This is a genomic window from Chryseosolibacter histidinae (assembly GCF_018598225.1).
Taxonomy (GTDB): domain Bacteria; phylum Bacteroidota; class Bacteroidia; order Cytophagales; family Cyclobacteriaceae; genus Chryseosolibacter; species Chryseosolibacter histidini.
The window spans coordinates 38,542-60,169 of sequence record NZ_JAHESF010000041.1 but is presented as its reverse complement, the minus strand read 5'-3'; the positions used below and the strand labels follow the sequence as shown (position 1 = coordinate 60,169).

17 protein-coding genes are annotated in these 21,628 nt (G+C 50.6%); 8 read left to right on the top strand and 9 right to left on the bottom strand.

Features of this window, described 5'->3' with window-relative positions:
• Together KK083_RS26635 and KK083_RS26630 are read left to right on the top strand one after the other, a co-directional pair.
• Positions 1-834 (top strand): ATP-grasp domain-containing protein (locus tag KK083_RS26635; protein WP_254169174.1); only part of this gene is annotated, 834 nt, incomplete at its 5' end.
• A complete protein-coding gene (locus KK083_RS26630) occupies positions 834-2,078 on the top strand; it encodes a carboxylate-amine ligase (RefSeq protein WP_254169172.1) in 1,245 nt (414 codons plus the stop codon). The genes KK083_RS26635 and KK083_RS26630, both read left to right, overlap by 1 nt.
• A 166-nt stretch (positions 2,079-2,244) precedes the next feature.
• On the opposite strand, the gene KK083_RS26625 is transcribed toward KK083_RS26630, so the two are convergent.
• From KK083_RS26625 to KK083_RS26615, 3 genes are all read right to left on the bottom strand, one after another.
• Positions 2,245-2,877 carry a hypothetical protein gene (locus KK083_RS26625; protein ID WP_254169170.1) on the bottom strand — a complete coding sequence of 211 codons (633 nt, stop codon included), beginning with the start codon at positions 2,875-2,877 and terminating at the stop codon, positions 2,245-2,247.
• Positions 2,864-3,373: an RNA polymerase sigma factor gene (locus KK083_RS26620; RefSeq protein ID WP_254169168.1), complete on the bottom strand. Its 510-nt coding sequence runs from the start codon at positions 3,371-3,373 to the stop codon at positions 2,864-2,866. The genes KK083_RS26625 and KK083_RS26620 overlap by 14 nt, the downstream gene beginning before the upstream one ends.
• A gap of 250 nt (positions 3,374-3,623) precedes the next feature.
• Entirely contained in the window at positions 3,624-4,502 is an 879-nt protein-coding gene (locus KK083_RS26615; RefSeq protein ID WP_254169166.1) for a c-type cytochrome, read from the bottom strand.
• 90 nt (positions 4,503-4,592) lie between these two features.
• On the opposite strand from KK083_RS26615, the gene KK083_RS26610 reads away from it, so the two are divergent.
• Entirely contained in the window at positions 4,593-5,564 is a 972-nt protein-coding gene (locus KK083_RS26610; protein ID WP_254169164.1) for a helix-turn-helix transcriptional regulator, read from the top strand.
• On the opposite strand, the gene hemA is transcribed toward KK083_RS26610, so the two are convergent.
• Positions 5,565-6,824 (bottom strand): glutamyl-tRNA reductase, encoded by a 1,260-nt coding sequence (gene hemA / locus KK083_RS26605; protein WP_254169162.1) that lies wholly within the window; start codon positions 6,822-6,824, stop codon positions 5,565-5,567.
• A 556-nt stretch (positions 6,825-7,380) separates the two neighbouring features.
• On the opposite strand from hemA, the gene KK083_RS26600 reads away from it, so the two are divergent.
• Together KK083_RS26600 and KK083_RS26595 are read left to right on the top strand one after the other, a co-directional pair.
• Positions 7,381-8,280, top strand: a complete 900-nt coding sequence (locus tag KK083_RS26600; RefSeq protein ID WP_254169160.1) for a ComEA family DNA-binding protein — start codon at positions 7,381-7,383, stop codon at positions 8,278-8,280.
• 42 nt (positions 8,281-8,322) lie between these two features.
• Positions 8,323-12,348 (top strand): DEAD/DEAH box helicase, encoded by a 4,026-nt coding sequence (locus KK083_RS26595; protein ID WP_254169158.1) that lies wholly within the window; start codon positions 8,323-8,325, stop codon positions 12,346-12,348.
• A 116-nt stretch (positions 12,349-12,464) separates the two neighbouring features.
• Here the strand turns inward: KK083_RS26595 and KK083_RS26590 are convergent, their stop codons facing one another.
• From KK083_RS26590 to KK083_RS26575, 4 genes are all read right to left on the bottom strand, one after another.
• Positions 12,465-13,112: an SET domain-containing protein gene (locus KK083_RS26590; protein WP_254169157.1), complete on the bottom strand. Its 648-nt coding sequence runs from the start codon at positions 13,110-13,112 to the stop codon at positions 12,465-12,467.
• Positions 13,113-13,243: 131 nt separating this feature from the next.
• Positions 13,244-14,287: a glutamine synthetase beta-grasp domain-containing protein gene (locus KK083_RS26585; RefSeq protein ID WP_254169155.1), complete on the bottom strand. Its 1,044-nt coding sequence runs from the start codon at positions 14,285-14,287 to the stop codon at positions 13,244-13,246.
• A gap of 29 nt (positions 14,288-14,316) precedes the next feature.
• Entirely contained in the window at positions 14,317-15,597 is a 1,281-nt protein-coding gene (locus KK083_RS26580) for an outer membrane beta-barrel protein (protein WP_254169153.1), read from the bottom strand.
• A 138-nt stretch (positions 15,598-15,735) separates the two neighbouring features.
• The gene (locus KK083_RS26575) at positions 15,736-17,085 is read right to left on the bottom strand and encodes an ammonium transporter (RefSeq protein ID WP_254169151.1); all 1,350 of its coding nucleotides are present in this window, start codon (positions 17,083-17,085) and stop codon (positions 15,736-15,738) included.
• A 357-nt stretch (positions 17,086-17,442) separates the two neighbouring features.
• Between KK083_RS26575 and KK083_RS26570 the strand changes: the two genes are divergently transcribed.
• Together KK083_RS26570 and KK083_RS26565 are read left to right on the top strand one after the other, a co-directional pair.
• A complete protein-coding gene (locus KK083_RS26570) occupies positions 17,443-19,026 on the top strand; it encodes an amidohydrolase family protein (RefSeq protein ID WP_254169149.1) in 1,584 nt (527 codons plus the stop codon).
• 252 nt (positions 19,027-19,278) lie between these two features.
• On the top strand, positions 19,279-20,484 hold the full coding sequence (locus KK083_RS26565; RefSeq protein ID WP_254169147.1) for a sterol desaturase family protein: 1,206 nt from the start codon (positions 19,279-19,281) through the stop codon (positions 20,482-20,484).
• 125 nt (positions 20,485-20,609) lie between these two features.
• Here KK083_RS26565 and KK083_RS26560 read toward each other — a convergent pair whose 3' ends face one another.
• Positions 20,610-21,092, bottom strand: coding sequence for a lipocalin family protein (locus tag KK083_RS26560; RefSeq protein WP_254169145.1), 483 nt, complete (start codon positions 21,090-21,092; stop codon positions 20,610-20,612).
• A 170-nt stretch (positions 21,093-21,262) separates the two neighbouring features.
• Here KK083_RS26560 and KK083_RS26555 point away from each other — a divergent pair, with 170 nt between their 5' ends.
• Positions 21,263-21,616 (top strand): four-helix bundle copper-binding protein, encoded by a 354-nt coding sequence (locus KK083_RS26555; protein WP_254169143.1) that lies wholly within the window; start codon positions 21,263-21,265, stop codon positions 21,614-21,616.
• Positions 21,617-21,628: the final 12 nt, after the last annotated feature.

Below are 21,628 nucleotides of genomic sequence, written 5' to 3'. Positions count from 1 at the left end.
TCTGACGACAAGGCCATTCAGAAATTTGTGAAAGCGGGCGACCAGGCGGGCTTCAACGTGGAATTGATCACCAAAAATGATTTCGGCGAGCTGATCCAGTACGACGCCCTTTTCATCCGCGAGACCACCTACGTCAATCACCACACCTTCCGCTTCGCTAAAAAAGCGCAGTCGTTGGGGCTTGCTGTGATCGATGATCCGGATTCGATCCTGAAATGTACCAACAAGGTGTACTTGCACGAGCTGCTCAATGCCAACAAGATCCTGACGCCTAAATCGTACGTGATCGGCAAAGACCATCATAAGCACGTACCGGAGAAGCTCAATTATCCGTTCATCCTGAAACAACCTGACGGTGCGTTCAGCAAAGGTGTGTTCAAAATCAACGACGAGGAAGAATACAAACAGGTGTGTGCTACCATGTTCCAGAAATCGGAACTGGTGATCGCGCAGGAATTTCTGCCCACTCCGTTCGACTGGCGCGTGGGTATCATCGATGGACAGGTGTTGTATGTGTGCAAATATTTCATGGCCGAAGCGCACTGGCAGATCGTGAACTGGATCTCGGAAAAACAACAACAGGAGGGTGAGGTGCAGTGCATCGCGGTAGACCAGGCGCCATCGGGTTTGCTGAAAACAGCGCTCAAGGCCACCGCCCTCATCGGCAAAAGCCTGTACGGGGTTGATATGAAAGAAGTAGACGGTAAGTTCTACGTGATCGAGATCAATGACAATCCCAACATCGACTCCGGGATCGAGGATAAAATCCTGAAAGAAAAATTGTATTCCACCGTGATGGATGTATTTTTGAATAAGATCAAATCCGACAAGTGATGCAGCAACCCCCACGCATCCATCTTTTCCAGGGCTATGGTATTGAGCTAGAATACATGCTCGTTGATTCCAATACCCTGCAGGTGAAACCCATTACCGACGAGCTGCTGAAACACGAGCTGGGCCACTACGCCAGCGATTTCGAGAACGGCATAGTAACGTGGTCTAACGAGCTGGTGCTCCATGTGGTGGAGCTCAAGTCCAGCAAACCCGAAAATAACCTCAACGGCCTGGAGCACGCTTTCGCGGAAAACGTTGAGCGCATCAACGCGATCCTTGCGGGATGGGACACCATGCTGATGCCCACCGCGGCACATCCCTTCATGAACCCGCTGCATGAAACGAAGCTGTGGCCGCACGAGAACAACGAGGTATACAACATCTACAACACCATCTTCGACTGCCGCGGTCACGGATGGTCTAACCTGCAGAGCACACACCTCAACCTTCCGTTCTACGACGATGAGGAGTTTGCCAAGCTGCATGCCGCCGTACGCATGATCCTGCCGTTATTACCCGCGCTCTGTGCGAGCTCACCCATCCTGGATGGCAAGGTAACGGGGTTGCTGGATACACGGCTGAAATTTTATCGAACGAATCAATCGAGGCTTCCGTCCATCACCGGTAAGGTAATTCCTGAGGCGGTGTTCTCGCGGCGCAATTATATCAACACCATTTACGAAAAGATCAAAAGTGATATCGCGGTGTTCGATCCTCAAAATGAGCTCAATCCCATCTGGGTGAATTCGCGGGGCGCGATCCCCCGTTTCGACAGAGGGTCCATCGAGATCAGGATCATGGACATACAGGAATGCCCCGCTGCCGACCTGGCCATTGTCTCCCTGGTGATCGAGACCATCAAAGCATTTGTCTCCGAAAAATTCCTGGATGTGGATAGCCAGATGAAATGGAAGACAGAAACGCTTGCGCAGATCCTCGAGCGCACCACAGAACAGGCACAGGATGCCGTGATCGATCAGCCCGAATACCTCAGCGCCTTCGGATTTCCCGAGAAGTCGGCAAAAGCTTCAGCCTTGTGGCAGCACATCCTGGAGCGTATGATCCGCTCTGGAAATGAACCCATCGAGAACCGGAAACGTGAGATCGATGTGATCCTCCGCGAAGGAACATTGTCACACCGCATCCTCAAAGCGTTGGGCAAAGACCAATCGAAAGAAAATATAACCGGGGTGTATAAGCAACTGAGCGGCTGCTTAGCGCAAAACAAGATGTTTTTTAGCTAACCACGATGGATTTAGTTGCCGGTTGCCTGTTGCCGGTTCTAGACGTGTGAACTTAGACCTTCCTGCTTCAAAAAACGATACCATATTCTGCTGGAATTGCAATTCAACCGTAATGAATCAAAGCCTCACTGAACCGGCCACCCGGTAACTGGCAACCGGCCAACCATCACGCGGCTTCCGGCCTCTCATAACTATTCAGCTCATTCAGCAGGCTTTGCAGCTTATCGAGGTGCCTGCCATAGAGCTTTCGCAGCAGCCAGTTCACCAGCCACGTGCTGCAGAAGTAGAACACACCCGCCAGGAAGAGCAGATAGAGCATGGTCTCCAGCTTGAAGAGGATGTTCAGGAATTCATCGAAGCCTCTTTCGATGGCGATAAATGCCAGCGCGAGGCAGAAGTATACCGGGTACAACATGGTATAACTGCGTTTGTAGAACCGCAGGTACAGTGTAAGGCTTTCAATGAGCTGTTCAAGGTTGGCTTTCAGGTTATCGGAGGCACCCTCGAACCGGTGGAGCAGCATCAGTTTTTTGATATAATAAACGGGGTAGACCGCGAAGATCGCCAGGATGGACACCGAGATCCATTTCAGCGCCCCGCTGGGAAGATTCAGCGCATAGACCAGCAGCACAATGCTCGCAATGAGCGTAAAGACCAGCTCGAGCCACACACTGCGTTTGAGCTTATCAATGATAGACTTGCTGTTGCCCTTGAGCATCGATGCTAACTCCGCTTCTCCCTTGGGATGAAAGTCAACATCCGTTTTTTTCCAAATGTGTTTTAGTTCATCTAATTCCATGGCTATCGGCACACATCAGTTTTCTTAGTTTTTCACGGATCCGGTTCATCCTGACCCGCACGTTATTTTGGGTGATCCCAATGGTCTCTGCGATCTCGTCATAGGGTACTTCTTCAAGCGCCATCATGATCATTGCCCGTTCAATTTCAGAAAGCTGGCGGATCGCCCACTGAAGCTTCTGAATATCTTCCTCACGGTCGTCACTGGCCGCATGCTCCGAAATGTTGAAGTGCAATTCCTGAAGGTCTTCTGTTCTGAGGTTCCGCGTTTGTTTCCGGTATCCGGAAATGGCGGTGTTCAGGGCAATGCGATACATCCATGTAGTGATCTTGGCCTCACCGCGGAAGGTGGAAAACGATTTCCAGAGCTGAAGTACAATTTCCTGAAACAGGTCGTTCCGGGCGTCCGGGTCATTCTCATACATGATGCAAACCTTGTAGATCAGACCCTGATGCTCATTGATCAGGTTAATGAATCGTTTTTCTTCGCCTATCACCAAAAAGAAGAGATACTTGAAAGATTAGTCGAAGGTAGGGAAAGAAAATTACATTCTTTTCATAAAACCGATATCCTGAGCGGTGAGTAGTGTGCTGGCATGTGCGAGCGAAGGATCCCCGGAAGCGTACTGCGTACCTGATTCTAGCACGTGTCTTACAATTTGCACTTCGCTATCTGGGGATTCTTCACTCGCGCCAGCCATCGCACCTGCCATCATTCAGAATGACGGCCGCACGGGGCGGGCTTGTTTACAATGTATTCAGGTAAAGATGCAGCGCCCGCAGCTCCACATCTGTGTAAGCTTTGGTCATAGACCAGGGCATCTCTTCCTGTTTCAGGGTCTTGCCTTCCGGCGTTTTACCGGTGCGCAGGGTTTCCATGAACTGCTCGGCCGTCCACTTACCAGGGTTTCCGCTCGCGCTGATATCGGCAACCGGCGGGAATCCGGGCGCCACAGGTTCGCCACCTTTCATGTTCTCACGATGGCATCCCTGGCACGCCGTAGCGAGATATTTGCCATACGCCGCCGTGGCTTCGGCTTTGATCTCCTTCACCAGCGTTTTGTTGTGGTCGATCATCTCCGCCGGCAACAGGGGAAGTTTGCCAAGGTCCGTCAGGATCTTGCCAAGGGGACCCACATCGCTCTGCGGAAGCTCACGGTCTATCTTCGGCAGCTGTGAACAATAAGCGATCAGGGCTTTCATATCCCACTCCGTGAGCTGCGCATATTCGTGCGAAGGCATAAACAGCAGCGGTTTGCCATCGCGCCTGATGCCGTGCTTCAGTGCCAGCACCCAATCGCGGGTGTCATAATCATCCGGAAGTCCGCCTTCTCCTTTTGTGAGGTTGCGTGCAATGAGCAGCCCTAACGCAGGATCATCAATAAACACTTTGCCACCAAGATCATCGCCATGACAATCTTTGCAGCCCTTCGAGCGTACGTAGCGCTGGCCCGTGGCAATGAGCACCGAGTCTGTGGCGTCTACGGTAATTTCCTGAGGCGTGACAGCATAAACCTTGTTCATTCGCTCCTTCACACTGAAATATACTTTCGTATAAAATCCGGCCACCAAAAGCACCAGAACACCCAAAATGATACCGACAACTTTCAAGATTTTTTTTAGCATAGGTTGTTTTAACTGATTTAGACCGTATACGATCAAACCTTCAGCACCGGACTTCGTTAAACGGAGCATTGCATACGCAAAACGGAGTTTATGTCCAGTCCCGCTCTCCTTCAATACCAGGAAATTCTTCAGCAATCATATCCGTTATCAGGGCCGGAAGAAGCTTATGGGTTCAAAGCCTGGGCTTCAGATTGTGAGTCGATCGGAAAGTACGAAGAACGGACCCTGGACCTGGATACCTTCAGCGTCAGAGAGATCCGCACAACGTTCGAGCGTGATTGCAAGATCCAGGTTCAGCATGATGCGTTGCCGGGTGTTGTCAATGTCTGCATGCCCATTCAGGGGCGTGTTGGCACCAATTTCCACGAGGTAGGATTGTTAACCGAGCTTGGTGCAGGAGCACATCACTTCATATACATACCTGAAACAAATTATGAGCTGGTGGTCCATAAAAATATCCGGGTTGCGCATTTTCAGGTATGCACTGATTACTTCTCCTCCCTCCTATGTCCCTCAGAAAATTGGTCTGACACATTACGCGAAAAGCTTCTCAGGAAAGAAATGTTGTATAGCGGCGATGGACTGCGCAGTCCCGCAATACGTCAGGCCATAGAAGCGATCATCAACTGTCCGCTCTCCGGCACCGTACGCAAACTCTTCCTGGAGGCGAAAGTACTCGAGCTGCTCGCCCTGCAGCTGGAACACTACCAGCGCGGCAGCAACGTACAGGCTGTGCGTATCAACAGAAGGGATAAGGATGTGCTTGAGCAGCTGCGCGAACACCTGCTGGTCACCTTTCACCACGACCATTCACTGCAGTCATTGTCGACCACGTTCGGCATCAACGAGTTCAAGCTGAAGAAACAATTCAGGGAGCTTTTCGGGCAAACGATCTTCGATTTTATTTTCGACCTGCGGATGAACCATGCGCGGCACCTGTTGATAGACACGGGCATGTTTGTAAATGAGGTCTCACGCGAAGTAGGATACAGGAATCCCAACCATTTTTCAACGGCGTTCAGAAAAAAATTCGGGGTTTGTCCCGGATCGCTGAGATCGTGATTATTTTTTGGTCGACTGCTTTTCGAGGTTGAAAAGGTCGTGGAGCAGCTCCGATACTGATTCAGCATCGCCTCTTTTACAGGCGGCCTTGAGCTGCAGCACCGGATACTTCAGGATCTTCTGCATCAGTGAACGGCTCATTTCTTCAAGCTTCTCCGCTTCTTCGGGTTTGGCATTTTTAATAAAACGCGCCAGCTCTTCTTTGCGGATCTGCTCGAGCGAGTTCTTCAGCTTCTGGATAGTGGGCGAAATGATCATTTCCTTCGACCAGTCTTCGAACTCTGCCATGGCTTCTTTCAGGATGGCCTGTACCTGGGGCACGGCTGCCTTGCGTCTCTCCACGGCTTCGTTCGTTTTTTCCTGGATATCGTCAAGGTTATAAACGATCGCTCCCGGGATCTCTTCGATGGCCGGGTCTATACTTCTCGGAATGGAAAGGTCGATGAAATATTTGTGTGAGATGAGGTTGATATCTTTTACCAGGGCCGCGCTGATCAGCGGCTCGTTGCCTGATACCGAGCTGATGATGACATCGGCTTTCGCTACTTCGTCGTGCAGCTGTTCGATCGCTTTAAAGCTGAATCCGCATTTAGCGGCAAGCTTTTCGGCCTTCTCGATGGTGCGGTTCAGGATCGTTACTTCTTTAAAATTCGAGTTGATAAGATTCAGGCAAACATCCTGGCCGATCTCACCAACGCCCACCACAAGTGCCTTCGGGTTCTTCACACCTGCGGTAAGGTCTTCTGCCAGCTCTTTGGCGGCATAAGAAAGCGAAGCAGCGCCATCACGGAAAGCAGTCTCTTGCACAACCCGTTTGTTGGCAAAGAAGATGGTGTGCATGAGCCGATGTAAAAATGGGCCTGCCATGTTCTCATCGGCGCTCCACTGGTAAGCGTTTTTAACCTGGCCGGAGATCTGCAGGTCGCCGATCACCTGGGCATCGAGGCCTATGGCTACGTCAAATAAATGGGCAATGGCCGGCTGGCCCTCGTATCGTGCAAAATGTTGCTCAAAACCTTCTGCCGGCTGCTTGATCAGTGAAAGTCCTTTAAAAATGGTGGAAGCAAGGTCTTGTTCTGCCGTGTAGTAGATCTCGGTTCTGTTGCACGTAGAAACCACTAAAACATCGGTAGCGGGGGTAAATTCGCGCAAAAAGTTAAGCAGCTGCTTGGCCCCTGCCTCATTCAGGGATACCTGTTCCCGGATGGATAAAGGAGCTGTTTTATAGGTTAGCGCTAATAATTTGAAATTCGCAGTCATCTTGAAATGCAAAAGTAAGCCGCGGCAAAAAACCGTACATGACAAAAATCACTTAAACTGTAATTTAGAATCAGTATAAATAAGGGATTATACCATGGCTTCTTCTATTACGAAAGCAGGTTGTTTTTAGTTCTGATTTCCCTTGAAATTCACCCCTTTTGCCGATGTCCTAATGGCGGCATGCAATGGCTTACACGAACAAGCATTTGAAGTGCTCAAGCTTATGGAGTCGATTATAAACCAGCATTCTTTTCTGCTCCGCCCCCTTCTACCGGTATCCTGAGTGATGACAGCGCGATGGCCGGTGCGAACGAAGGATCCCCGGATCGTTACTGCGCACTTTGATTCGTACATCTGCATTGAGCGCTTGCACTTTGTTATATGGGGATCCTTCGTTCGCTCATACCCACCCACAGGCGCCACTCAGGATATCGATTAAAAAAGATAAGTTCCTGCACCTAGCCATACAGTTGTTCCACTTCTCATGCTATCATCAATGTGATCTTTCATTTCACATATGATAACGCTAACTTCATTACTGTTCGAACCCTCTCGTATGAACATACTCAGAAAATGGATCCGCGATGCATTCGGATTCTCGGCGCGTGAAGTGAATGGATTCATCATCCTGCTTCCGCTGGCATTGATGATCGTATTGGCACAACCTTTATATCATAGGTGGATGCTGGAGCAACCTCAGAATTTCGCAGCTGAGCGTAAAATGCTGGACAGCCTTGTCACGTTGTGGCAAAACAACGACACTGATACGGCAAAGATCGGAACTCCTGTGTTGTTTGCGTTCGATCCCAACAAAGCCAGCCTGAAAGAGCTCAGAGCGTTAGGATTTTCAGAAATTCTGTCGACGCGTATTGCAAGTTATCGGCAAAAAGGTGGGCAATTCAGCGTGAAACGTGATTTGATGAAAATTTACGGACTTGACTCCACGTTCTATTTTCGACTTTATACGTATATCAGTCTGCCGGAAAAGAAAGAAAGAAAATTTGAGGATAAGAATTCTACTGTTAAAAAGCATCGGAAAACGCGTGTTCCTGGTTTGTTCGACCTGAATATCGCGGATACGGCACAACTAAAGACAATTTATGGTATCGGTCCTGCCCTGTCTCTGCGCATTGTGCGGTTCAGAGAAAAACTGGGCGGATTTGTGAAGCGTGAGCAGTTGAACGAAGTCTATGGCCTCGATTCTGCTGTTGTGAGACGGTTGTTCGAAGTGGCTTTTATAACGAAGGATTTTATTCCAAAACAAATGAATATGAATGAAGCTGATGAAAGTGAGCTTTCCGCCCATCCCTACATCAAGAGATCCATGGCCAGCGCCATCGTTGCTTACCGATTTCAGCATGGGAATTTTTCCCGCGTTGACGATCTTCGTAAACTAGGTCTTCTGAAACCTGAAGACATCGACAAATTATTGCCATATTTAACGGTAAACGAATAGGCGCCCAATCCTTTTATTAGAATCAATTTAAATCCAAGTGGTGTGACGAATTCCATTAAGAACATCTTACGTACCTATCTGCGCAGGCTCACCAATTTATCGGGCAACAACCGCTCGCTGCTATTGCTGAGACTGTCTGCAGAACAGCTGATGGACCTGCATGACATTGATTTCATGAATCCTTCTCAATCGTTTGAAGTGATCAGGTCGCTGATCGCATCGCGCAACATTAAACTTTGCACGGTGCTCGACAGTCGCGTGGAAGCCAGCAACGAGGTGAGCAAGCAGATCAAAAAACTTCAGCGCGCCGACCAGTTCCTCTTCGAGGAGCGTGGATCTTATGACCTTCACGTGGGCTGGCCTTTCGTGCGCGGAAAATTCACAGACGGAACGCCGGTGCGTTGCCCGCTCCTGTTCTTTCCGGTTACTATTGTACAGGAAAATAACAACTGGGTGCTGCACGTGCGGCCACAGGCAGGTGTTACTTTCAACAAATCGTTCCTGCTGGCATACTCCTATTACAACAAGGTGAAGCTGGAAGAAGAGCTGCTGGAGACCAACTTCGAAGATTTCAACATCGACAGCACGGTGTTCAGAACACAGCTCTATCAGCTTCTCAAAGAAAAGCTGGAGATCAATTTCAACACGGATAATTTCCGCGATGAGCTGATCGCTTTCAAAGAATACAAGAAAGACGAGTTCGACAAAACACACCGCAACGGAGAAATGAAACTTTTCCCCGAAGCCGTGCTGGGCATTTTTCCGCAGGCAGGCTCGCAGCTGGTGCCTGACTATCTTCACCTGATCGAGAGCAACTCCATTGCAGACCTCGAAGAGTTTTTTCTCAACAAGAATGTGAAGACCGATGAGCAGCCCGACACCGTTGCTCAATCGGTAAAAGAGGAAAAGATCTATACACCTTTTCAGCTCGATGCGTACCAGGAGAACGCCATCAGGGCTGTGAAGAACGGTAAGTCCATCGTGGTGCAGGGCCCTCCCGGCACCGGCAAGTCGCAGCTCATCTGCAACCTGATGGCCGATGCCATTGCTTCAGGTAAAAAAGCGCTGCTGGTGTGCCAGAAACGCGCGGCACTGGATGTGGTTTACAGTCGTCTGAAAAAGAAAGACCTCGGCGATTTCGTAGGACTTGTCCACGACTTCCGGAACGATCGCAAAACCGTATTTACAAAAGCCGCGCGGCAGATCGACAACATCGAGACCTACAGGGCCGCCAACCGCAGCGTTGATGTGATCCAGACCGAGCGCCGGTTCTTCCAGGTGTGCCGTTCCATCGACCACATCACGGAAGACCTGGAGACTTTTAAGAAGAACCTGTTCGATGACAAGGAGTGCGGGCTCAGCATCAAGGAGCTGTACCTGACGTCTGATCTCCAGGGCGAGACCATCAACATCCGCCAGGAGTACCAGCACTTCACATTTCCCCAGCTGCCTGATTTTCTGCGGAAGCTGAGGCAGTACATCACGTATGAAGATACTTTCGGTGGCGCCGACTACCTGTGGAGAGAGCGCAAGTCGTTCTCCAATTTCGGGCTGAGCGATCTCAAGGCCATGGAAAAGATCATCGCCGATGTTCCGGCCTTTCAGAAGCAGATCGAAACACAATTCAGAGATCTGCTGGGCATACCATTGAACCTGGAGGATGCGCACTCGCTTTACAAACGCGAAGACGACATTCTGGGCATGATCGCCTTGCTGAAGAATGAGACCATCTACCAGTATTTTCTCGCCATGGCAGAAGAGACTGACGATGAGACCAGCCTGTTGTGGTTCTCCAACGTGGAGCGCGTGCTCATGAATTGTTTCCAGGGACCCGGGCCTGAAGTGTCGCTGCCCTCCGATCAGCTGGGCAACTTCCAGGAAGTATTGCAACGCAGAATGGATGCGCGCAAAAATATCTTCCGCCTGCTCCGCTGGAAATTATTCTCCAAAGAGAAGATGACGCTGCACCGCGTGCTGAAGGCCAACGACCTGCCGCACAACGGTACGGGTATGGAAATACTGGAGCAGAAGATCGACAACAGGCTCAACCTCGAGCATCACCTTACGTCGCTGAAGAAGAAACCGTGGTTGATCGACATGCCGCTGGACTACGATCACTCACAGCTCAAGACCTGGTTCACCAGACAGAAGCTTGCCATCCGCGCCAAGATCATTCTCAATTCACTGCGCGAGATCAGGGAAGCGGTGAACCCTAAAAAATTCAACCGTAACGATTTCAACGCGCTGATGAAAGAGTGCCTGTCCATCAGCGGAAGCATTCCTGAAAAGAAAAATGCGTGGCAGGAATATTTGACCCCTTACCAGCTCAGGGTCTTCATCCACGATACCAGTCTCGAGAAGGCATTCCTGAAAACGCTGCGCAAAGACTTCGACAGCCTCTGCGAGTTCGACAGGCTGAAAGAGAACCTGCTGCCGTACGAACGTGATGTGATCGGCCGCCTTCATGAAGCCGTGGGATGGGATGCGCCCAAACAGGAAGCGTTGCTGCAGAACAGTCTCAGGCTTGCCTGGATCGAGCACATCGAAGCCAAATATCCCGACCTGCGCTCCGTCTCTTCACGTAAGATGCAGGAGCAGCACCACGAGCTGGTGAGGCTGGTGGAAGAGAAGCAGCGCCTGAGCAGTGACATCCTGTTGCTGCGCGCAAGGGAGCGTATTTATGAAAGAGTGGAATACAACCGCCTGAACAACCGCGTAACGTATCGCGACCTGTATCACCAGCTTACCAAGAAGAAGAAGATCTGGTCGTTGCGAAAAGTGGTATCTGATTTTGAGGAAGAGTTCCTGAACCTGCTGCCATGCTGGATGGCCTCTCCCGAATCTGTGTCGGCCATCTTCCCGATGAAGGAAGTTTTCGACCTGGTGATCTTCGATGAGGCGTCGCAGTGTTTTTCAGAGCGTGGCATTCCGGCCATGTACAGGGGCAAGCAGCTTCTGGTGGCGGGTGATGACATGCAGCTGAGGCCCAGTGAAATGTACCAGATCCGCTGGGAAGATGAGGATGCCGACAACCCGGATGTGGAAGTGGATTCACTGCTGGCGCTGGCGGAGCGTTACCTGCCTACCATGCACTTGCAGGCGCACTACCGCAGCCGTTCGCTGGACCTGATCGATTTTTCGAACCGTCACTTCTACGAAGGAAGGTTGCAGTTGCTGCCAGACCGGAACATCATCAACCAGCAGCTGCCCGGCATCGAATTCTGCAAAGTAGACGGTGTGTGGGAGAACAGCACAAACCCGGTGGAAGCAAGCCTGGTGGTGGAGCGTGTGATCGAACTGCTACACGATCATCCCGAAAAGGAAATAGGCATTGTTACCTTCAACGCCCCGCAGCAGGTGTTGATCCTCGATATGCTGGAAGACATCCTTTCCAAATCGGGAAGGAAAATTCCGCCCACACTATTTGTGAAGAACATCGAGAATGTTCAGGGCGACGAAAAAGATATCATCATCTTCTCGGTGGGTTATGCCCGCGACGGAAAGAAAAAAATGAACATGCAGTTCGGCAGCCTGAGCATGGCCGGTGGCGAGAACCGGTTGAACGTGGCGGTGACGAGGGCGCGCGAAAAGATCATTCTTATCTGCAGCATCGAGCCGGAAGACCTGCGCACGGAAGACCTGAAGAACGAAGGGCCGAAGCTGCTGAAGAAATACCTGGAGTTTGCCCGCGATGTGCATCAGCGCAGGTTCAGGCCCCAGCAGACCATGCCCGTGCGGCAGCAGTCTACCTGGTACCTCAACAACAAGCTCAAGCAGTGGGGTGAGCAGAAGTTTGCCGACCTGCTCCAGTTCGAAGTGGATACGCTGCCCCTGGCCGACCTGTACGTGAAAGACAAAGGCAACAACTACCTGGGTATGGTGCGCACAGACGACGCTCACTACCTCTCGAGCCTCTCGGTGAAGGACTCGTTCGCCTACGCCCCTGCGCTTTTCGAGCAGAAGAACTGGGACTCGTGCTTCGTGTTCAGCCGCAACCTGTGGCAGGACCCGGAGAAGGTAGAAGAAGACCTGCTACGCTTCATCGGAACGAAGATGGCCACTATTTAGTAGGCGGTAGGCAAAAAGCAACAGGCAATCCCGATATCGGGAAGCAATAGGCAAAAAAATACGAGGTACGCTAAACGTACCTCGTATTTCGTTCCCGATAGCTATCGGGATCGTACCTAGTAAGGGTAAGCAATCTTCGGAGACCGCAAAGACACATCCATGCCTTCAATGACGGTTCCATTCTTGTAGTAACAATTCAGGATTGAGTCCATTTTCTTTTCACCCCTGGCAATGCTGGTGGCTTTTTGCTGCACCGTTTTGTTGAGGATGTGGAAAAGGGGCTGGTTCACCTGCAGGAGGTTGGGAAATGCGTTGAGCAGCTTCTCGTCCCATACCGGGTAATACCGGAGCAGGTCATCGGGATAGACAACGTTCCGGTTGCTGCCGGGCTCGGGCACCACTTCAAAGGGCTCGTCGAGGTTCAGGTAGCCGTAGTCATCCGTAAGCTCTTCACCGGGCTGGATATCGCGGATAGCGATCTCAAATTCGTAGGCAGTGGTGATACAGTTGGCGTTGGCGCTGTGGTTGATAAAACGGGCGTTATCCCAGCAGAACACGTAGTTGCCTTCCGGATTGCGATACGTGTATTTGTCCATGACTTCCTGGTACATTTTGTCCATTTGCCGGATCTGGTCAGGAGTGAAGACTCTGTCTAGTTTGTCAAGTACCCAGGTGATTGTTCCTTTCGGGATGAATTTGGTCGCTACCACTCCGTGTCCGATTTTATCGTTGATAAACCGGAGCTCGGTATCAGGATGGATCATGGTTTGATCTTTATTTTAAATTTTTATCAAAATAATATAAAGTTCCATTCAATAGCGAATAAAATCAGCTCAAAAAAAAAGGAGCCAGGTGTTTCCACCCGACTCCCACTAAACAACCAGACGCCTAAAGTTTACCGTCCGTTCACCGTAGCGTACGCCGGCACTGTCTTAACTGTCTTTATGATGCGGGCTGCAACTTTGTATGGATCGGCCGCAGAGTTCGGCCTGCGGTCTTCCAGCCATCCTTTCCACCCGTTCTCAACTGTAGCGATAGGAATTCTGATCGACGCGCCGCGGTCAGATACACCGAACGAGAACTTGTCGATAGATTGTGTTTCGTGTTTACCGGTGAGGCGCAGGTGGTTATCAGCTCCGTACACCTCGATATGCTCTTTCACCAGAGGAGAAAAAGCCTTACATACTGTTTCGTACACTTCTTTGGATCCGGCGGTCCTCAGCAGTGAATTGGAGAAGTTGGCGTGCATGCCTGATCCGTTCCAATCGGTAGCGCCCAGGGGCTTGCAGTGCCAGTTAATGGCCACATTGTATTTCTCTGCGGTTCTTTCCAGCAGGTAGCGGGCAACCCATACCTGGTCTCCGGCAGCTTTAGCGCCTTTGGAAAACACCTGGAACTCCCACTGGCCCGTAGCCACTTCAGCGTTGATACCTTCCACATTGATGCCTGCGGCGAGGCAGTAGTCAAGGTGCTCTTCAACGATATGCCTTCCGAAAGCGTTTTTCGCGCCCACAGAGCAGTAGTACTGACCCTGCGGAGCGGGATAACCTTGTGCAGGGAATCCCAGCGGCTTGTTGGTTTCAGGCACCCACAGGAAGTATTCCTGCTCGAAGCCGAACCAGAAATCATTGTCATCATCGTCGATCGTAGCGCGGCCGTTGGTAGGGTGCGGCGTTCCGTCGGGACTCAGCACCTCGCACATTACCAGGTATGCGTTGGTCCTGGCAGGATCGGGGAAGAGCGCCACAGGCTGCAGCAGACAGTCTGATGATCCGCCCGGGGCCTGCTCTGTAGAGCTTCCGTCAAACGACCACATGGGGCAGTCTTCCAGCGAGCCTCCGAAGTCTCTCACGACCTTCGTTTTGCTGCGCAAGCTCTGGGTGGGCTTATAACCGTCAAGCCAGATGTATTCGAGTTTTGTTTTTGATTTTGTAGACATAAGGAGTTTAGTTTTTAGCGTTGATTAGTTTAAAATTTGTACACAGCGGCCAGACTTAAGCTCGGCATCATGTTCGTGGCCTTTCCATCAGCGTCAAGAAAAGAATCCTCAGAGGTTTGATCGATACGGAATTCGGGGATCAGCGTAAGTCCGCCAACCTTATAGTTACCGGTCAGGGTGAATTCGGTCACGCTGCCATCGCCGCCAGAATCGGTGCCGAAGATACTGAGGTGTCCTTTTGAGACGCCGAAGTATTCAGCCCTTAATCCGATCGCGAAACTTTCCGAAAGTGTCACCTTAGGATAAAGCGCAACACCCATGAATGAAGTGGCATCGCCGTCAGAATCCTGGATGTCATCCGCCGCTACGAATTGTTCGCCGGCAGCAACGGTCTGGTAAGAAGTGTTTACACCGAGGTAGAATTTCTCGCCCAGGTTCCATCCTGTGGTGAGGTCTGCCTGGAATAAAGATCCTTTTGACGTTACAAACACCGGGTTACCACCCACCAATATGGGGTCGCCATCTTCGTCGAGCACATAAGGGCTGTCGTTGGTGTCAAGCTTTCCATCCTGGTCGCCGTAAAGGAAGTTCAGCCAGATACCACCGGCATCGCTGGTGTGTCCGATCTGGGCGCCAAGGGTGTAAGTATTCACCGGGTTGAATTCAACGATATCGGTAGGGTTCATGATCGCCAGCTTCGCTACCAATCCGCCACCGAGATCGAAGTCTGCCCTGAGACCTGTGTGATTGAAAGGTCCCCATGAGAACAGGTAAGATGTGGAGTAGTGGAAGTTAACGGCCGGAGAGATCACCTCGTAACCGAGGAACGTATTGAACTGACCGAGGTTCAAAGTCACCTTATCGGAAAGCTTATAGTAAGCATACATCTGGTTGATGATGGCCTGGCCTGAAGCTGTTCCGAACACGGCAGCTTTTCCTCTTGGACCAAACACAACGTCAGCAGTAAAACCCGCCTTTTCACCGCCATAGCTGGCCACCAGGTTCACCATGCCCAACCCGAAACCTTTCAGGTCGGAAAATGAAGTGGAGGGAGCGTAGGGACTGGTGCTGTAAGGATTCATGGTGCCGAACGAGGTTCTGGCATACGTATCGATTGACCCTGACAACGTGAACGTTTTCTCGTCTTCTTTCTTCTCTTCACCTTCTGCCTGCACAGTGCCGTCTTTCGGCGCTTTTTCCGTAGGCGTTACTGCTGAAGCAAGCACAGGCTCTTGTTGCTGGCTAAAGCCGGCTGTGGAAACGAACAGTGCTCCGAGTATAAGTCCGCTGCATATGTAGTTAGTTTTCATATTTTTGTTCCGTGTTTTAATTAACAATAAGCTAGAGTTGGTCCGGTGGGGTGTCGCATACTCCCCGGGCTGCTTTAGTGAAAATCAGTAAGTTTTTTGAAGATGCCCGGAAGCAGTACACTCCCGGGCATTTTGATTTTATATCGCTTCTTTTGCTGTCGACATGTCGAAGGGTGTCAGGTTCTCACCATGCTGGCTGTAATCCTGGCCAACTTTCTTTTCTTCGGCACTTACTTTCAGCGAAGAGATCAGGTCTGTCACTTTCAGGATGATCAGGGATCCCACGAAAGTGTAAGCGATCACGATCACCAGGGCGATCATGTGCACTTTGAAGAGCCCGAACTCACCGAACAGCAGACCATTGCCGGTAGTGTTAGCACCGTTCACCGCGGTGTTGGCCAGCAGACCGGTCATCACCATACCTACAGCACCACCCACGCCGTGGCAAGGGAATACGTCGAGTGTATCTTCGAGTGTAGTTTTAGATTTCCAGTGTACCACTACGTTGCTGATGATGGCGGCAACCGTTCCGATGAACAAGCTTGAAGGGATGGTTACAAAACCGGCAGCGGGTGTAATGGCTACGAGACCTACAACGGCACCGATACAGAAGCCAAGGGCCGACGGTTTTTTACCTCTTACAGTATCGAACAGTACCCAGCAGAGACCTGCTGCGGCGGATGCAGTATTTGTAGTGGCAAAAGCAGATGCTGCCAAAGGACCTGCGCCCAGTGCGCTACCGGCGTTGAAGCCGAACCAGCCGAACCACAGAAGACCTGTGCCCAAGAGCACGAAAGGAATGTTGGCAGGCGAGATCGCTACTTTCTGCTCTGACTTGTTTCTCAGATAGATCGCTGCTGCCAGCGCTGCAAAACCTGCAGACATGTGTACAACTGTTCCACCGGCGAAGTCAAGCACACCTAACTTGAAAAGGAAGCCGTCAGGATGCCATGTCCAGTGCGCCAGGGGAGCATAGATCAGCAATGAGAACAGTACGAGGAAAATGATATAGGATTTGAATCTGATCCTTTCAGCAAAAGTACCGGTGATCAGGGCAGGCGTAATGATGGCGAATTTCAACTGGAAGAAGGCGAACAGCACCAGGGGAATGGTGGGGGCCAGCGACCAGGGTTTGCCGTCAAGCACGTTTTGGAACATGAAGAATGTAGAAGGATCACCGATAAATCCGCCCTTCGATTCACCGAAGGCGAGGCTGAAGCCTACTACGATCCATACCACGCTGATCACGCCCATGGCAATAAAGCTCTGAAGCATGGTTGAAATGATGTTCTTGGTGTCGATCATGCCACCATAGAAATAGGCCAGTCCGGGCGTCATCAACAATACCAGCGCCGTAGCAGCCAGCATCCAGGCCACATCACCGGAATTGATACCATCTGTTACGATGGTGGTGGGCACTGCCGGGATGAACAGTGCCAGCACACTTACTGCAATGAGCAAGATAAATGGTACAAGTGCTTTTTTCATAGTTGTCTAGTTTTAAGGTTAAATTTTTACTTGTCGTGTCTGATTTTTGATACAATTTTTTAACAATAGGGTAAAAAAGAAACCACTTTTAAATAAAAATTAACGAAATCGTTGTAGGTAGGATTAATTTTGACCTGAAAACGTGATTTTATTGTGAAGTTTTCAAAAACTGGGCAATACTTAAAACCTTATTTCACACACCGGAGACACACTTGGTGTTTATTCTGAAACACTCATAACATCCAGAATATAATTCCGAATTGCAGTTGTTACGGTCAGGGCAGGCTTCGACCGCTGATAAGAGATCAGGTTGACGTTTGGGAAGAAGTCTATACTTTGGTTGAATTCCCTTAACCTATGAAGAAAGTTTATACGCTTATTACCCTGCTCTTATGTATAGGATCGCTGTCCGGCCTGGCGCAAATCAAAAAAGCGCCCGAGATCAAAGAGGGCGAAGGTCCTTACAGTCAACTCATTATCCGCGGCGTGATGCTCATCGACGGCACCGGAGCACCCCCAGTTGGTCCCACGGACATCGTTATCAAACAAAATCGCATCGTTCAGATCCAATCGGTTGGATTTCCGGGTGTTTCCATCAATCCCGACCGGCGGCCCAAGCTGGAACCGGGTGGCCGGGAGCTGAATGCCGAAGGTTTGTACCTGATGCCTGGTTTTATAGACATGCATGGGCACATCGGCGGCAACCAGGCTCCTGATGCAGAATATGTTTTCAAACTCTGGATGGCCCACGGCATCACCACCATCCGCGAACCTTCCGCAGGCAATGGCCTCGACTGGGTGATGGATCAAAAGCAGAAAAGTGAAAAAAATCAGATCACTGCGCCCAGGATCTTTGCTTACACGGTTTTCGGACAGGGAAGCACCTCGCGCATCTCCACGGCCGATCAGGCAAAAGCCTGGGTCAACGAGAATGCAAAAAAAGGAGCCGACGGCATCAAGTTCTTTGGCGCTCCACCCGAAGTGATGGATGCCGCTTTGCGCGAAAATAAAAAGCTCGGCCTGCGCTCCGCCTGCCACCACGCACAAACAGATGTGGCCCGCTGGAACGTGCTGCACTCCGCACGCGCCGGCCTTACTTCCATGGAGCACTGGTATGGACTGCCCGAAGCGCTGTTCACCAATCGTACCATTCAGGATTACCCGCTCGATTATAATTACCAGAACGAGCAGCACCGTTTCCGGGAAGCCGGCAAGCTCTGGAAACAGGCAGCCCCGCCCTACTCGGAGCACTGGAACAAAGTGATGAACGAGCTGCTGGCCCTGGACTTCACCATCGATCCTACTTTTAATATCTATGAGGCGAGCCGCGACCTTCACCGTGCGCGCAGGGCCGAGTGGCATGAGGACTATACACTTCCGAAGCTCTGGGCATTCTATCAACCGAGCAAGATCTCTCACGGATCGTACTGGCATGCCTGGGGAACGGAAGAAGAGGTGGAATGGAAAGAGAACTACCGCCTGTGGATGACCTTTGTGAACGAGTATAAGAACAGGGGTGGAAGGGTGACCACAGGTTCCGACTCAGGCTTTATCTTTCAGCTTTACGGATTCGCCTACATCCGCGAGCTCGAGCTGCTGCGCGAAGCCGGCTTCCATCCGCTGGAAGTGATCCGCTCGGCAACCTTGTTCGGCGCCCAGGCACTGGGAAAAGAAAAAGACCTCGGCTCGGTGGAGGTCGGTAAGCTCGCCGACTTTGTGATCGTAGAAGAGAATCCTTTGCAAAACCTCCAGGTGTTGTATGGCACCGGCGCCATCAGGTTAACGGACGATAACAACGTAGTGCGTACCCGCGGCATCAAATACACCATCAAAGACGGCATCATCTACGACGCCAAAAAACTGCTGGAAGATGTGCGCACGATCGTGAAAACCGAAAAAGAACGGAGTGGTTTTAAGCTGTCACAACCCGGGGTGAAATAGTTGCCGGTTACCGGTTAACGAGGTTGCCAGTTGCCGGTTACCAGTTCAGGGCAGACTAAGTTACACGGTCCTCCTCCGATTTGGGGGGAGGATTAGCTTCGATATCGTTTAACTTGACCGAAGACGTTAAGTGTAAGTTTACACGCGCCGAAACTGGCAACCGGGAACTGGCAACCGGCAACCATTAAATCTACTTGTTCTATAGACATTATATTAATATCTTAGCGCGCGAACCTTAACTAGAGACTGCGCATGGCATTGAACTGGACCGCGCTTGCTATCCCTGCTTTTTTCATTTTTCTGGGACTTGAGTATATCGCTTCGGTCAGAAAAAAAAGAAACCTGTTTACATTTGAAAGCTCTGTTGCCAACATCAGCATTGGCATTGCCGAAAGGTTGATGAATCTTTTTGTGTCGGCCAGCTTCTATGGGCTTTTCTATTATATATATGATGCGTTTGCATTGTTCGAGATCCCGGCCACCTTTTGGATGTGGATCATCCTGTTGCTGGCCACAGACCTGATCTGGTACTGGTATCATCGCCTCAGCCATGAGATCAATCTTTTCTGGGCTGCCCACATCGTTCATCACCAGAGCGAAGATTTCAACTACACGGTCTCGGCCCGCATTACCATTATCCAGGCGTTCCTCAGAAATGCCTTCTGGTGCATTCTTCCGCTGCTGGGTTTTCATCCGGCCATGGTCATCAGCATCCTTGTGATCCACGGCACATATTCTTTTTTCACCCATACGCAGGTGATCGGAAAGCTGGGGTGGTTTGAACATGTGCTGATCACGCCGTCGCACCACCGGGTACATCACGCTTCCAATGAAAAATATCTCAACAAGAACTATGGAGACCTGTTCATCTTCTGGGATAAGCTGTTCGGAACATTTCAGCGTGAAGAGGAACAGCCCGATTACGGATTGACACATCCCCTGAAAAGTTACAGCTTCATGTGGCAGCACTTTCATTATTTTATGGAAATGTTCGCGGCCTTCCGAAAAGCTGAGACCTTCAGCGAAAAATTCCGGGTAGTGTTCGGAAAACCGGAAGACCTCGATCAGCAGGTGAGAAAAGTGCTGGAAAGGAAATTTCTGCCGTACAAAACGCAGGCGAAGTCCACGCTGCGGTTCAAGGCGTACCTGACCCTGCAGATGATCTTTACCATCGCGGGCCTTTTCTCGCTGATATTGTTCATCGATTATGCGGACCTGGCCGATAAGGTTTTCGCCACCCTGCTCATCATTACCACGCTGGTCAACTGTGGCGCCTTGCTGGAGCAACGCCGCTGGATCTATTACCTGGAATACCTTCGTTTGTTTTTTGTAACGGCCCTGCTGAGCTGGCACCTGGGCAGCGCCGAGATCCTGATGGCAGGTGCGCTTTTCATTATCTTCAGCGCCACATCGGATTCAGTGAAGAGATGGTACCTTAAATTCGTCTACGACCTGTAAGAGGAGTCCACGGTCCACAGTCGACAGTCCACAGCCGTAAGGTGTTGTCATCTAATAATGGCTATGTTCCCTCAACGCACACTACACTGCCGTGGACTGTGGACCGTCGACTGTGGACTGAATTTCTAATTCTCGATCTTTCCTTCGTTCGATTTGCGTGTGTAAATGTACCGGAAGCTTTCTGCGTGCGGGTAGGTCTCGCGTGGCTGCAGTGTCATGCCGTTGTTGCTGAATGACACCCTCCATTCGCTGGGTTCCTGTCCTGTGGCGCTTTCCAGGTACAGGATCGAGTGGTTCTCATTCAGTCTGTAGGTACCACTGTCGATCTTCTCGTTGGCGGAGTAGCTCACATATTTTGCTTCCCTGTCGAATGTGATGGTCTGGTTGGCGCCAACGGTATCTGTATTCGAGATATCCTTTTTGCCTTTGTAGATCCCTTCTACTTCCCAGGTGCCAACAATATGTTCGATGATCTTTTCAGGAGTTTTTTTTCTTGTGTTGATCGCATTGTCATCGCGTCTCTTCTGTTCTTCCTGGGCCGAAGCACTGAGTGTTGCAATGCTGAGCGCAGCCAGAAAGAAAATATGAATGCTGATGTTACGTTTCATGTTTCTGTGTTTTTATTCACAACATTATTTTAAAACGTCATGCCTTACGGGCGAGGAAAACAGAAGTCGTTCATTCGCTGTACGGCCGGTTATTTGTGTAAAAATGTACCCGATTGAACAATAGACGGTAAGGCATTATTATTTTGCTTCCGGTGACAAACCAAGGAATTATGGCAACCCATGTAATGACTGAAACCAGCAAGCTTGCATCCCACCGCGAACTGCAGCAAAAACTTATCGATTGTTCACTCACCTGTGAAGACTGTGAAACAGCGTGCCTGAACGAAGACAACATTACCCTGATGGCGCGCTGCATCGAGCTCACCCGCGACTGCGCAGATATTTGCCTTCAGGCCGCAAGACTTCTGCAACGCCAGTCAGAAATAGCAGAAGACTATATGCTGGTATGTGAAAAAATGTGCCGGATGTGTGCCGAAGAATGCCACAAGCACAACCAGGAACATTGTAAACATTGCGCCTCGGTGTGTGAAGCCTGCGCCGATGCATGCCATACGATGATGTGAGAGAAGTAGTCG

Coding starts and splice junctions, on each gene's coding strand:
- KK083_RS26565 (WP_254169147.1), top strand. CDS start 19,279: ATGGCATTGAACTGGACCGCGCTTGCTATCCCTGCTTTTTTCATTTTT.
- KK083_RS26615 (WP_254169166.1), bottom strand. CDS start 4,502: ATGCTAAAAAAAATCTTGAAAGTTGTCGGTATCATTTTGGGTGTTCTG.
- KK083_RS26630 (WP_254169172.1), top strand. CDS start 834: ATGCAGCAACCCCCACGCATCCATCTTTTCCAGGGCTATGGTATTGAG.
- hemA (WP_254169162.1), bottom strand. CDS start 6,824: ATGACTGCGAATTTCAAATTATTAGCGCTAACCTATAAAACAGCTCCT.
- KK083_RS26600 (WP_254169160.1), top strand. CDS start 7,381: ATGAACATACTCAGAAAATGGATCCGCGATGCATTCGGATTCTCGGCG.
- KK083_RS26590 (WP_254169157.1), bottom strand. CDS start 13,112: ATGATCCATCCTGATACCGAGCTCCGGTTTATCAACGATAAAATCGGA.
- KK083_RS26585 (WP_254169155.1), bottom strand. CDS start 14,287: ATGTCTACAAAATCAAAAACAAAACTCGAATACATCTGGCTTGACGGT.
- KK083_RS26560 (WP_254169145.1), bottom strand. CDS start 21,092: ATGAAACGTAACATCAGCATTCATATTTTCTTTCTGGCTGCGCTCAGC.
- KK083_RS26575 (WP_254169151.1), bottom strand. CDS start 17,085: ATGAAAAAAGCACTTGTACCATTTATCTTGCTCATTGCAGTAAGTGTG.
- KK083_RS26555 (WP_254169143.1), top strand. CDS start 21,263: ATGGCAACCCATGTAATGACTGAAACCAGCAAGCTTGCATCCCACCGC.
- KK083_RS26570 (WP_254169149.1), top strand. CDS start 17,443: ATGAAGAAAGTTTATACGCTTATTACCCTGCTCTTATGTATAGGATCG.
- KK083_RS26625 (WP_254169170.1), bottom strand. CDS start 2,877: ATGGAATTAGATGAACTAAAACACATTTGGAAAAAAACGGATGTTGAC.
- KK083_RS26610 (WP_254169164.1), top strand. CDS start 4,593: ATGTCCAGTCCCGCTCTCCTTCAATACCAGGAAATTCTTCAGCAATCA.
- KK083_RS26580 (WP_254169153.1), bottom strand. CDS start 15,597: ATGAAAACTAACTACATATGCAGCGGACTTATACTCGGAGCACTGTTC.